Below are 12624 nucleotides of genomic sequence, written 5' to 3' on the forward strand. Positions count from 1 at the left end.
AGATGGCTGTGCCTCATGCCCTCTCAGCGCGAGGCGCGACTGAAAAGTTTGGATCACCGGTACGGGACCCTCGCGGCCCCGCACCTGAACCTGAAAAGGCTCCTTCGTGGCGAACATCAAGTCCCAGATCAAGCGGATCAAGACCAACGAGAAGGCTCGACTGCGCAACAAGGCCGTCAAGTCCTCCCTGAAGACCGCGATCCGCAAGGCCCGTGAGGCCGCTGCCGCGGGTGACGTGGAGAAGGCCACCGAACTGCAGCGCGCTGCCGCGCGTGCGCTCGACAAGGCCGTCTCGAAGGGCGTCATCCACAAGAACCAGGCCGCCAACAAGAAGTCGGCGCTTGCTTCCAAGGTCACCTCCCTCAAGGGCTGAACACCTTTCTGATCTGACCGCCGGAGGGACCCAGAGCGGGCCCTCTCTCATCCGCTCCCGTCCGGCACCCCCGAGCCTGTTCGCGGCCTGCGTTCGCCACGCGGGAACGGGCTCACACCAGCTTGATCCGAAGGCCTCGGCACCTCTCCTTTCCCCAAGGCAGGCGCCGGGGCCTTCGGCATGCGCCGGGGCTCAGCCCTGCTGGTCGCAACCCGCCCTGCTGTCCGATGTCCTCGACGCACTCGTCGTCCCCGACGCATTCGTCATCCTCGACGCACTCGTCGATGTCGGTGATCCTTACTCCGACGGTCCTGGGGAACGATGCAGCCGCCCCTCGGAACCGCCTGCCCACGCGCTCCGCTGTGGTGCGGAGCAGGCCACGGCGTGCCCCCGGCCGTCGACATACACCCGGCACGGATCCGCCCGGAAGCCGTCACCGGTCTCCTGGAAGAGCCGGCCTCACATCCCGATGACCATCCCGATGACCGCGCCCCGGCCCTTGTACCCACGGGTTCCTTGTACCCACGAGGTTCCTCGCCGGGACCGCCGGGGTGACCGGCTTCAGTTCCGGCCCCTCGACCGCGCCGCCCGGGCGATCACCACCACCGCCTTCTCCAGCGCGTACTCGGGATCGTCCCCGCCCCCCTTCACCCCCGCGTCGGCCTCGGCGACCGCCCGCATCGCCACCGCGACCCCGTCGGGCGTCCAGCCCCGCATCTGCTGGCGCACCCGGTCGATCTTCCACGGAGGCATTCCCAGCTCACGCGCCAGATCGGCCGGCCGGCCGCCGCGCGCCGAGGACAGCTTCCCGATCGCCCGCACGCCCTGCGCCAGCGCGCTGGTGATCATCACCGGCGCAACGCCCGTGGCCAGCGACCATCTGAGCGCCTCCAGCGCCTCCGCCGTACGGCCCTCCACGGCCCGGTCGGCGACCGTGAAGCTGGACGCCTCGGCACGGCCCGTGTAGTACCGCCCCACGACCGCCTCGTCGATCGTGCCCTCCACGTCGGCGACCAGCTGGGAGACAGCAGAGGCCAGCTCCCGCAGATCGCTCCCGATGGCGTCGCAGAGCGTCTGGCACGCCTCGGGGGTGGCCGACCGGCCGGACGAGCGGAACTCCCCCCGCACGAAGGCCAGCCGGTCCGCCGGCTTGGTCATCTTCGGACAGGCCACCTCCCGCGCGCCCGCCTTGCGCGCGGCGTCCAGCAGCCCCTTGCCCTTGGCGCCGCCCGCGTGCAGCAGCACCAGCGTGATCTCCTCGGCGGGCGAACCGAGGTACGCCTTCACGTCCTTGACCGTGTCGGCGGTCAGGTCCTGCGCGTTGCGTACGACCACGACCTTGCGCTCGGCGAAGAGCGACGGGCTGGTCAGCTCGGCGAGTGTGCCGGGCTGCAGCTGGTCCGGGGTCAGGTCACGTACGTCCGTGTCGGCGTCGGCGGCCTTGGCGGCGGCCACCACCTCCTGCACGGCACGGTCGAGCAGGAGGTCCTCCTGGCCCACGGCAACGGTCACCGGGGCGAGAGGGTCGTCATTCGCAGTCTTCCTGGCCATCGCTTACAGCATCCCACGCGGCACTGACATCGAAGCGGCCCCGCCACCCTGACCGGGCCCGGAGCGGACCCTTAGTGCGGGTCGGGGATCGGGGGGCTGGGGCTGGGAGCTGGGGGGGGCAGGTCCGGCTGGGGGCCAGGGTCCGGTTGGGGGCCGGGGGGCGGGTGCCGGGGTTCGGCTGGGGGCCGGGGGGCGGGTGCCGGGGTTCGGCTGGGGGCCGGGGGGCGGGTGCCGGGGTTCGGCGTCCGGGGTGTGGGGGCCGGGTGCCGGGGTCTGAGGGTCGGGGTCTGGGCGTCGGGGTTCGGCGTCCGGGGTGTGGGGGCCGGGTGCCGGATGCCGGGGTCTGAGGGTCGGGGTCCGGGGTTCGGCGTCCGGGGTGTTGGGGTCTGGGGGTCGGGATTCGGGGTCCGGGGCCTGGGCCTGGGCCTGGGCCTGGGCCTGGGCCGAGGTCAGGGCTCCTCGCGCCAGCCGTCCCACTCCTCCGCGAACGCGTCCAGCTCGGCGGGATCGAGGCGTTCGTGCTCGTCGCGCACGACCACCAGCCACTGGGCGTCCTCGGCGTCGTCCTCGCCGGCCAGGGCGTCCCGGACGAGCTGGAGCTCCTCGTCGAGCCCGAACCGCTTCCCGAGCGCCTCGGCCGCCTCCTCGGCGGCGTCGCGGTCGGGCAGCACCAGCACATGTCTCACATCACTCACAGGCCCATTCTCCGGCACCGGGGACGGAGAGAAGAGGCAGGCCAGGCGGGGGGCGGTAGGAGGAGCGGCCTGGGGGCGTTCGTGCCGGACGACGCCCGGGTCAGCCGTGCGGCTTGCAAGGCGACCCAGGCTTACATCATGCGAACCCACGCGAATCCAGTGCATACGCGGTGACTGAGGCGGATTAGTCGTCCAGGTCAGGGTTTCTTACGGTCGGTACACAGCTCAGCTCGATCCCGAAGCGTTCCCGGTAGACCGTCAGCACCTCGTCGTCCGTCTCCAGCTCGCACGTCTGCTGCGTGCCGTCCGCTGCGGTCGTCTTCAGCCTGCGCCCGCTGAGGGTGATCCGCCCTCCGTCCCCGGTGATCCGAGAGCAGACCAGCGACCGCGTGAAGTGCGACGTCGGCGAGGTGCTGTGCCACCAGGCTCCGGCCGCGAAGTCCCCGAGCGCCCGGGCCCGGGTCTCCAGCCGGTACTGCGGTTCGCCGTCCCGTACGACGTCCAGGTCCCCGGCGCCCGGCTCAGCGCCGCCACGCACCCCGGCCGGATCCGGGCCGGCCTCCACCACCCGGAACCTGCCTCCGGGGTCGTCCTGCTCCCCGCGCTCCCCATAGGCCAGCGGGTAGTGGCTGTGTGCCCCGAACCCGACGTCGGCGAGCCAGGTGTCCCCTTCCGCCGTCCGTACCCGCAGGGCGAGGTGGTCGAAGGGAATCCCGAGCCGCCCCTCGCTGTCATACACCCGCCCCGCGAGCAGTTCCACCTCGTAACCGAGGGCGGTGAGCAACGTCCCGAACGCGCCGTTCAGTTCGTAGCAGAAGCCGCCCCGTCGCGCCTCGGTCACCTTGTCCAACAGGCGCTTCTCCTCCAGCGTGATGTCCTCTCCGAGATGGACCGACAGGTTCTCGAAGGGGACCGTCCGCAGATGGCTCAGGTGCAGCTCGCGCAGCGCCTCACTGGTGGGCCGGGGCGGGCGGGCGAGGCCCAGTCGGCGGAGATAGGCATCGATCGGACGGGCATCGGTCGGCCAGGCATCGGTCTGTGCTGGTGTCATGGGGTCAGTCTGGGCTCTGGCCGGCCGCTCTCTCACTTCCCTGGTTGTCTTTCCTCGTCTCTGGTTCTCACCAGTTCTCTCTCGCCACCTGTATCCGCCCCTTGACTCCGCCGGTCCCGGTGACGGCGAGGGCACCGTCGCGGTCGGTGCGCAGGACCGCCGCGCCGTCGGCTCGCAGTGCGGCCATGGTCGTCGGTGCCGGGTGACCGTAGGGATTGCCTGCGCCCGCTGAGACGAGTGCCACCCGGGGTGCCGCGAGGTGGATCAGCTCCGGGTCCTGGTAGGACGAGCCGTGATGAGCCACCTTCAGCACGTCCACTCCGGCCAGCTCGGCAGCCGCCGGGGACCGCAACAGTGCTTGCTGGGACGGGGGTTCGAGGTCTCCGAGCAGCAGCAGTCTCAGCCCGCCCGTGCGCACGAGCAGCACGACACTGGCATCGTTCGGACCTTCCGGCTCGAACAGGGCGCCCGGACGGACCGGAGGCACCGCCGTCCCGCCGGGCGGACCCGTGCTCTGCGGCGGGGGCCACAGGACCTGCCAGGTGAGAGGGCCGGTGCGCCGTTCCTCTCCGGCGACGGCCGTCGTGACGGGGATGTGCCGTCCGGCCGCCTGCCGCCGGACGAACGCTGCCTGGTCCGCCGGTTCGGGGAGCCCCGTCGTCTCGATCGCGGCCACCGCGCGGCCCCGCAGGACGCCGGGCAGGCCCGCCACATGGTCGGCGTGGAAGTGGGTGAGGACGAGGAGGGGGACGCGGGTGATGCCCAGCCGCCGCAGGCAGTGGTCGACCAGCGCCGGATCGGGTCCGGCGTCCACGACCACTCCGGCCCCCTCCCCCGCCGCCAGCACCGTCGCGTCACCCTGGCCGACATCGCACATCGCGAACCGCCAGCCCGGAGGCGGCCAGCCCGTGATCACCCGGGTCAGCGGCGCCGGCCGCGTCACCAGCAGCACGAGCAGCACCCCGAGCAGCCCGCACCACGCCGGACGCCGCAGCAGTCTCCGGCCGGCCAGGACGACGGCCACGGTGACCGCCGCGAGCGCCAGTGCCCCCGGCCAGCTCCCCGGCCAGTCCACTCCCGCGCCGGGCAGCGCCGCCCCGGCCCGGGCGACCCCGGCGATCCACCCGGCGGGCCAACTCGCACACCACGCCAGGGCCTTGGCCGCCGGCATCGCCACCGGCGCCGTCGCCAGCGCCGCGAAACCGAGCACCGTCGCCGGCGCCACCGCCACCTCGGCCAGCAGGTTGCAGGGCACCGCCACCAGGCTCACCCGGGCCGACAGCACCGCCACGACCGGTGCGCACACCGCCTGCGCCGCCCCCGCCGCCGCCAGTGCCTCGGCGAGCCGGGGCGGCACCCGGCGTCGCCGCAGCGCCTCGCTCCAGCCGGGCGCCAGCACCAGCAGGGCGCCGGTGGCCAGCACCGACAGCAGGAAGCCGTAACTGCGGGCCAGCCACGGGTCGTACAGCACCAGCAGCAGGACGGCCGTGGCCAGCGCCGGTACCAGGGACCTGCGGCGCCCCGTGGCCAGGGCCAGCAACGCGACCGCGCCGCAGGCGGCGGCCCGCAGCACACTGGGGTCGGGGCGGCAGATCACCACGAAGCCCAGCGTCAGCGCTCCGGAGAGCAGCGCCGTCGCCCGCAGCGAGAGCCCCAGTCGTGGGGCCAGGCCGCGGCGTTCGGCCCGGTGCGCCAGGCCTGGCGGCCCGATGAGCAGTGCGAGGAGAACGGTGAGATTGCTGCCGGAGACGGCGAGCGTGTGCGCCAGGTCCGTCTCCTCGAAAGCGTGGTCCAGCTCGGGCGTGATCCGCGAGGTGTCCCCGACGACCAGCCCCGGAAGCAGGGCCCGCGCGTCTCCCGGCAGGCCCTCGGTCGCGTCCCGCAGGCCCGCTCTGAGCCGGCCCGCCAGTCGTTGTGCTCCGCTCGGTCCCGCCACGACCCGCGGTGCCGGCCGGCCACGCACCCGCAGCACGGCCGCGGTCCGGTCACCTCCGGTCAGGGCAGGCGCCAGGCGCCCGGCAACCCACAGCCGTGTGGACGGCAGCAGTCCGAGCCAGGCGGCCCGACCGGCTGGGGTGCCCTGTCCGGCGCGTACCGGCGGCGGCCCGGCACTCCGGCTCCCCACCGCATCCCCGTCCGGCGCCGGGACGTCCGGGTCGACGATCACCAGCACGGGTGTCCGGGTCCGCGCACGCGTTCCGTCGGCCTCCTCGACGGTCCGCAGCTCGGCCCGGGCCAGCACCGCCACGGGCGCCGCGTGATCGCCTCGCACCTGGGGCCTGCTCAGCCATGGATCGCCGCTCACCTCGATCTCGGCCATCACGGTCGCGGACCGCCGTGCCAGCTCCGGCACCGGCCCGCGCCGCACGTCAGTCCCGTGCAGTCCGGCGGACGTGGCCGCCGCGGCGGCGCAGAGCAGCGTCACGGCGACGGCTGGGCGCGCCCAACCGGACCGAATACCACGCCCGCCTGCTTCCGGCTGCCGCACCGACAGCAGCAGGAGGGCGACCCCGCCGACCAGGCAGACGACAGCGGTCGCGGCGGTCCAGGACGCCGGCGCGTCCAGGGCCAGGGCCGCCGTGGCCCACGCCGTGAGTGCCGGCGGGACCAGGCGCAGGTCCATGGGGGTGCTTCGGCCGGCCTGCCCGGCCTCGCCTTGCTCGGGTTCCGAGCGCGGGCCGGCCTTGTCGAGCGCGCGGTTCATGGCCGTACCAGCTCGCGCAGATCGGTGAACCGACGGTCGCCGATCCCGTTGACCTCCCGCAGTTCGTCCACGGAGCGGAAACCGCCGTGCTGGGTGCGGTAGTCGATGATGTGCCGGGCGAGAACGGGGCCCACCCCGGGGAGGGTGTCGAGCTGGTCCACGGTGGCCGTGTTGAGGGAGACCGGCGCTGTCGGTCCCGTGCCGGTGGCCCCGGAGAGGGGACCGGCTGCCGGGCCGGGTGGGGCAGCGGAGCCGGCCGGAGTGCCGACGACGACCTGTTCGCCGTCGACCAGGAAGCGGGCCCGGTTGAGCCCTTCCGTGCTCACGCCCGGCCGGACCCCGCCCGCCGCCCGCAGCGCGTCGGCCACCCGTGCGCCGGCCGGCAGCCGCCGGATCCCCGGTGCGCGGACCTTGCCGCTGACGTCCACGACGATCTCCCCGCCGGGTGCCTCCGACGTACCCACGGCCGGTCCGGCGGTCCCTCCCGCGCCCTTCTTCCCGAAGGGCGCCGGGGCGCGCACCACTTGAGGAGCGCTCACCTGCTGGGGCCGGCCCGCCCAGAAGTGCTGCACCGCGAAGACAGCGGCGATGACGAGCACCACGGTGAGCGCCACGGCTCCCCGCCGCTCCACTCCGTACCGGGTCTGGAGCCACACCGGCATCCGCTCGCGCAGAGCCAGTCCCGCCCGCACCCGCCAGTCCGCGGCCGCCGGGGGCTCCGCGTCCGGCTTCCCCTTCAACCCCGGCCCCGGCGCTGATTCCGACTCCGGCCCTGATTCCGGCTCCGGCAGCCTCGACGCACCGCCCGGTTCCAGTGCAGTCGCAGCAGCGGTCGCCGCTCCCTGCCAGGCCTCACGCGGCACCGGCCCGGCCGCTTGCACCGTCCGCCTGGAACCCGGAGCCAGCCTCAGGCCGGGGGCCAGGCCCGTCGCCGCTGCCGTCGGTGTGCCACCGGACCCGTCCGGGGCCGGCGGCGCGTTTCCGGACTCCCTCCACTGCACGGCCCGTTCACCGAAGAGGAGTTGTGCCCGACGACGCAGTTCCTCCGCGGGTGCGGACGGGCGGTGGTGGACGCGGCGGGGACGGCCGGCTGCGCGGCGATGCCGCAGGCGGCCGTCGGAGGCGGGGCCACGCCCGGGGCCACTGGTCGGAGTTGCCGTACGTGAGCGGGATCGAAGTGTCATGCGACGAGGATGGGGCATTCCACCGCATCGCGATGATCTTGGTGGATTTCCGTGGACGGCCGGACAGTTGTGGAAAACTCCACCACCCGGACGAGTGAAACGGGTCAGGGCCCTGAACCCGACGGGAAGGCCGTCCTCGGAACGACCGGTGTCAGCGAGGAGAGACGACCGCGCCCAGCAGCCCGGGCCCGGTGTGTGCGCCGATCACCGCTCCGACCTCGCTGACATGCAGATCGGCCAGGCCAGGGACGCGGGCCCGCAGTCGGTCGGCGAGGGCGGCGGCGCGGTCGGGGGCGGCGAGGTGGTGGACGGCGATGTCGACCTCGGCGCTGCCCGCCCGCTCGGCGGCCAGTTCCTCCAGGCGCGCGATCGCCTTGGACGCCGTACGGACCTTTTCGAGCGGCTCGATCCGGCCGTCGCCCAGCTGAAGCAGCGGCTTGACGGCGAGCGCGGAGCCCAGCAGGGCCTGCGCGGCACCGATCCGGCCGCCGCGCCGAAGGTAGTCGAGGGTGTCGACGTAGAAGTAGGCGGAGGTGCCGGCGGCCCGTTTCTCCGCGGCTGCGACGGCCTCGTCGACAGTGCCGCCCGCCTCGGCGGTCTCGGCGGCGGCGAGGGCGCAGAAGCCGAGCGCCATCGCGACCATGCCCGTGTCCACGACCCGCACGGGCACCGGTGCCTCGCGCGCGGCGAGGACCGCCGCGTCGTAGGTGCCGGACAACTCGGCGGACAGGTGCAGGGAGACGATGCCGCTCGCGCCGGACTCGGCGACCCTGCGGTAGGTCTCGGCGAACACCCGCGGGCTGGGCCGGGAGGTGGTGACGGAGCGCCGCTTCTGCAGTGCCTGGGCCAGGGAGCGGGTCGAGATCTCGGTGCCCTCTTCGAGGGCCTGGTCGCCGAGGACCACGGTCAGCGGGACCGCTGTGATGCCGTGACGCTCCATCGCCCGGGGCGGCAGGTAGGCCGTTGAATCGGTGACGATCGCGACATGGCGGGACATGAGCTGGAGGTTACCTGTCGTCGTGCGCGCGCGGCAGCCCGGCCCCTGCGCTGCGGCCGTGGAGCCGTTCCCTCATGTGGTGCTCTCGGGGCGGGGTTTCTTCTGCCACGGGGAAGCGGGGCGCCATGACGGCGGGGCGATCGCCTCGGGAGCGGGCTCGTCGGCGGCGCGGGGCCCGGGTGTCTTCGGCCAGGTCTGCTCGGTGGCCTGTCCGTCGGTCACGGCGGGGGCGGGTGCTTCGGGCCACGGCGGAGACGCCTGGCCGGGCTCGGCACGCGTCCAGTGGCGCAGGGCACCCGCTTCGATGTCGATCTGGGCGCTGAGGGCGCCCAGATCGTCGTCGGCGAAGCGGCTGGCCCGGTCGCGGACGGCCCAGCGCAGGGAGTCGGCGGACCGGGTGATGCGCTCGGTGCGGCCGCGCAGTTCGGGCAGGCGCTCGGTGAGCGTGGCCCGGTCCGGCTCGGACTCCAGGCGCTTGAGGTCGGCGTCCAGCTCGTGCCCGTGCACGCTGAGCCGCTCGAAGAGGCCGAGGGACTCCTTCAGCGACTCGTCCTCCGCCGCACCCGCGTGCAGCGCGTCCTGCGTGGCCCGCATGGAGGTGCGCAGCGCGAGCCGCAGCTGGGCGATCTCGGCGGCCGGACCGGTCTGCGCGAAGGACTTCGCGCGCAGGGTGTGGTCCTCGACCGTGCGGCGGGCCTGGGCGATGGTCCGGTCCACCCCGCGCTTGGTGGCGCGGACCGCCTTGACCGTGGCGTACGCGCCGAGGCCGACGAAGAGCAGGAGGAGCAGGGCGAACACGGTCACTACTTCCATGACGCTCCTCCTCCGGCCGGGTACGGCACGAGCCGCTGTGCTCTCCACGGTAAACGCTGCGGGCAGGCCCGGAGTTCCGGAAGAACCCCGAACCTGCCCGCAGAGGACCCCGGACCTCCCCGTAGGGGACTACCCCGAGCCGGTGGAAGGCACCCGCCCGTCACGCAGGAGCGATCACACGGGTTGTGACACATGACCGATCACACGGCTGTCGGGCAGGACCGATCACACGGTGGTGACGTCCGGGTGACCGATCACACCGTCGTCACGAGGGACCGGTCACCCGGTTTCACGCGGGAACGATGTTGACCAGCTTCGGCGCCCGCACGATCACCTTCCGGATGCCCGCGCCGCCCAGCGCCGCGACGACCTTCTCGTCGGCCAGCGCCACCTTCTCCAGCTCCTCCTCGGAGATGGCGGGCGGCACCTCCAGCCGGGCCTTGACCTTGCCCTTGACCTGCACGACGCAGGTCACGGTCTCGTCGACGACGTAGTTCGGGTCGGCGATCGGGAAGTCCTGGTGGACGACCGAGTCGGTGTGGCCCAGCTTGCGCCACAGCTCCTCGGCGATGTGCGGGGCCAGCGGGGCGACCATCAGCACCAGCGGCTCGGCCACGGACCGCGGCACCGGGCCGCCGGCCTTGGTCAGGTGGTTGTTCAGCTCGGTGACCTTGGCGATGGCGGTGTTGAAGCGCAGTCCCTCCAGGTCCTGGCGGACGCCGTCGATCGCCTTGTGCAGGGCGCGCAGGGTGTCCTCGTCCGGCTCGGCGTCGGTCACGGTGACCTCGCCGGTGGCCTCGTCCACGATGTTGCGCCACAGCCGCTGCAGCAGCCGGAACTGGCCGACCACCGCGCGCGTGTCCCACGGGCGGGAGACGTCCAGCGGGCCCATGGCCATCTCGTACAGGCGCAGCGTGTCGGCGCCGTACTCGGCGGCGATCTCGTCCGGGGTCACCGCGTTCTTCAGGGACTTGCCCATCTTGCCCAGCAGACGGCTGACCTGCTCGCCCTGGTAGTAGTAGGCGCCGTCGCGCTCCTCCACCTCGGCGGCCGGCACCGCGATGCCACGGCTGTCGCGGTAGACGTAGGCCTGGATCATGCCCTGGTTGAACAGCTTGTGGAACGGCTCCGCGGAGGAGACGTGCCCCAGGTCGTAGAGGACCTTGGACCAGAAACGCGCGTACAGCAGGTGCAGCACGGCGTGCTCGGCGCCGCCGACGTACAGGTCGACACCGCCGTGCGGCCGGCCCTCGCGCGGGCCCATCCAGTACCGCTCGATCTCCGGGTCGACCAGCTCGCGGTCGTTGTGCGGGTCCAGGTACCGGAACTCGTACCAGCAGGAACCGGCCCAGTTGGGCATGGTGTTGGTCTCGCGGCGGTACTTCTTCGGACCGTCGCCCAGGTCCAGGGTGACGTTGACCCATTCCTCGTTGCGCGACAGCGGCGTCTCGGGCTGGGTGTCGGCGTCGTCCGGGTCGAAGGTGCGCGGGCTGTAGTCCTCGACCTCGGGCAGCTCCAGCGGCAGCATCGACTCGGGCAGCGCGTGGGCGACGCCGTCCTCGTCGTAGACGATCGGGAAGGGCTCGCCCCAGTAGCGCTGGCGGCTGAACAGCCAGTCACGCAGCCGGAAGTTGACGGTGCCCTCGCCGATGCCCTCGCGCTCCAGCCATTCGGTGATGCGCGCCTTGGCGTCGACCACGCCCAGGCCGTTCAGCTGCACGTCGTCGCTGTCGGAGTTGACGATCTTCGCGTCGTAGGAGACGAAGGCGTCGTCCCAGGTGGACGTGTCGGTGCCGCGGCCGTCGGTCGGCTCGACCACGCAGCGGATCGGCAGCTCGAAGGCGCGCGCGAAGGCGAAGTCACGGCTGTCGTGTCCGGGGACGGCCATGATCGCGCCGGTGCCGTAGCCCATCAGGACGTAGTCGGCGATGAAGACCGGGACCTGCTCGCCGTTGACCGGGTTGGTCGCGAACGCGCCGGTGAAGACGCCGGTCTTGTCCTTGGCCTCGGCCTGCCGCTCGACGTCGGACTTCGAGGCGGCCTGCGCGCGATAGGCGGCGACGGCGTCGGCGGGGGTGGCGTGGCCCCCGGTCCACACCTGGTGCGTGCCCTCGGGCCAGGCCTGCGGGGTGAACTTGTCGACCAGCGGGTGCTCGGGCGCGAGCACCATGTAGGTCGCGCCGAACAGGGTGTCGGGGCGGGTGGTGAAGACCGTGATGCGTTCGCCGTCGATCGGGAAGTCGACGCGGGCGCCCTCGCTGCGGCCGATCCAGTTGCGCTGCTGCAGCTTGATGGCCTCGGGCCAGTCCAGCCCCTCCAGGTCCTCCAGCAGCCGGTCGGCGTAGGCGGTGATGCGCATGTTCCACTGGCGCAGCTTGGCCTTGAAGACGGGGAAGTTGCCGCGCTCGGACCGGCCGTCGGCGGTGACCTCCTCGTTGGCCAGCACGGTGCCCAGGCCCGGGCACCAGTTGACGGGCGCGTCGGAGGCGTAGGCCAGGCGGTACTGGCCCAGGATCTCGGCGCGCTCGGCGGCGGTCAGCTGGTCCCACGCGCGCGTGGAGCCCGGAATGGCGCGCTCACCGGACTCGAACTGGGCGATCAGCTCGGAGATCGGGCGGGCCTTGCGCGCCTCCTCGTCGTACCAGGAGTTGAAGATCTGCAGGAAGATCCACTGGGTCCACTTGTAGTACTCCGGGTCGATCGTGGCGAACGACCGGCGCTTGTCGTGGCCCAGGCCCAGCCGGCGCAGCTGGGCCTTCATGTTCTCCATGTTGGCCTCGGTGGACACGCGCGGGTGCGTGCCGGTCTGCACGGCGTACTGCTCGGCGGGCAGGCCGAAGGCGTCGAAGCCCAGGGTGTGCAGGACGTTGTGCCCGGTCATGCGCTGGAACCGGGCGTAGACGTCGGTGGCGATGTACCCCAGCGGGTGGCCGACGTGCAGGCCCGCGCCGGAGGGGTACGGGAACATGTCCATGATGAACTTCTTGGGTCGGGCGGCCACCTCGGGATCGCCCGCCAGGTCGCCCGTGGGGTTCGGAGCCGCGTAGGTGCCGTCGGCGTCCCAGAAGTCCTGCCAGCGTGCCTCGATGTCGGCCGCCAGGGCGGCCGTGTAGCGGTGCGGCGCGGCCTCCGCCGACGCGCCGGCGGTGGCAGCGGGGTTCGTCTCGCTCATGATCCTCAAAGCTCCATCGATCGTCTCTGCCTGCGGAAATGAAAAAGCCCCTCGCACAGGAGGGGACGCCGCGCCGATGCCGAC

The 12624-nt window shown here is 72.8% G+C and carries 9 protein-coding genes; 1 reads left to right on the top strand and 8 read right to left on the bottom strand.

Going from position 1 to position 12624, the window contains the following annotated elements; genetic code table 11:
• Positions 1–106 precede the first annotated feature (106 nt).
• A complete protein-coding gene (gene rpsT / locus ACZ7N4_RS03695; RefSeq protein ID WP_067006864.1) occupies positions 107–373 on the top strand; it encodes a 30S ribosomal protein S20 in 267 nt (88 codons plus the stop codon).
• A 561-nt stretch (positions 374–934) separates the two neighbouring features.
• On the opposite strand, the gene holA is transcribed toward rpsT, so the two are convergent.
• From holA to leuS, 8 genes are all read right to left on the bottom strand, one after another.
• Positions 935–1924, bottom strand: coding sequence for a DNA polymerase III subunit delta (gene holA, locus ACZ7N4_RS03700; protein ID WP_471353370.1), 990 nt, complete (start codon positions 1922–1924; stop codon positions 935–937).
• A gap of 449 nt (positions 1925–2373) precedes the next feature.
• The gene (locus tag ACZ7N4_RS03705; protein WP_471353373.1) at positions 2374–2619 is read right to left on the bottom strand and encodes a hypothetical protein; all 246 of its coding nucleotides are present in this window, start codon (positions 2617–2619) and stop codon (positions 2374–2376) included.
• 184 nt (positions 2620–2803) lie between these two features.
• Positions 2804–3670 (bottom strand): arylamine N-acetyltransferase family protein, encoded by an 867-nt coding sequence (locus ACZ7N4_RS03710; protein ID WP_471353376.1) that lies wholly within the window; start codon positions 3668–3670, stop codon positions 2804–2806.
• 67 nt (positions 3671–3737) lie between these two features.
• Complete coding sequence (locus ACZ7N4_RS03715) at positions 3738–6374, bottom strand: ComEC/Rec2 family competence protein (RefSeq protein WP_471353378.1); 2637 nt, start codon at positions 6372–6374, stop codon at positions 3738–3740.
• Entirely contained in the window at positions 6371–7558 is a 1188-nt protein-coding gene (locus ACZ7N4_RS03720; RefSeq protein ID WP_471353381.1) for a ComEA family DNA-binding protein, read from the bottom strand. Before ACZ7N4_RS03720 ends, ACZ7N4_RS03715 begins: the two co-directional genes overlap by 4 nt.
• Before the next feature lie 151 nt (positions 7559–7709).
• On the bottom strand, positions 7710–8555 hold the full coding sequence (locus ACZ7N4_RS03725; RefSeq protein WP_471353383.1) for a DegV family protein: 846 nt from the start codon (positions 8553–8555) through the stop codon (positions 7710–7712).
• Positions 8556–8627: 72 nt separating this feature from the next.
• Complete coding sequence (locus tag ACZ7N4_RS03730; protein WP_471353385.1) at positions 8628–9368, bottom strand: hypothetical protein; 741 nt, start codon at positions 9366–9368, stop codon at positions 8628–8630.
• A 289-nt stretch (positions 9369–9657) separates the two neighbouring features.
• The gene (gene leuS / locus ACZ7N4_RS03735; RefSeq protein ID WP_471353387.1) at positions 9658–12540 is read right to left on the bottom strand and encodes a leucine--tRNA ligase; all 2883 of its coding nucleotides are present in this window, start codon (positions 12538–12540) and stop codon (positions 9658–9660) included.
• Positions 12541–12624 lie beyond the last annotated feature (84 nt).

It is taken from the genome of Streptomyces sp. NPDC107654, from assembly GCF_055639035.1.

What these genes read in the sequence shown, in the direction of transcription:
- ACZ7N4_RS03715 (WP_471353378.1), bottom strand. Translation starts at nt 6,374, where the DNA reads ATGAACCGCGCGCTCGACAAGGCCGGCCCGCGCTCGGAACCCGAGCAA.
- holA (WP_471353370.1), bottom strand. Translation starts at nt 1,924, where the DNA reads ATGGCCAGGAAGACTGCGAATGACGACCCTCTCGCCCCGGTGACCGTT.
- ACZ7N4_RS03710 (WP_471353376.1), bottom strand. Translation starts at nt 3,670, where the DNA reads ATGACACCAGCACAGACCGATGCCTGGCCGACCGATGCCCGTCCGATC.
- leuS (WP_471353387.1), bottom strand. Translation starts at nt 12,540, where the DNA reads ATGAGCGAGACGAACCCCGCTGCCACCGCCGGCGCGTCGGCGGAGGCC.
- ACZ7N4_RS03725 (WP_471353383.1), bottom strand. Translation starts at nt 8,555, where the DNA reads ATGTCCCGCCATGTCGCGATCGTCACCGATTCAACGGCCTACCTGCCG.
- ACZ7N4_RS03720 (WP_471353381.1), bottom strand. Translation starts at nt 7,558, where the DNA reads ATGACACTTCGATCCCGCTCACGTACGGCAACTCCGACCAGTGGCCCC.
- ACZ7N4_RS03730 (WP_471353385.1), bottom strand. Translation starts at nt 9,368, where the DNA reads ATGGAAGTAGTGACCGTGTTCGCCCTGCTCCTCCTGCTCTTCGTCGGC.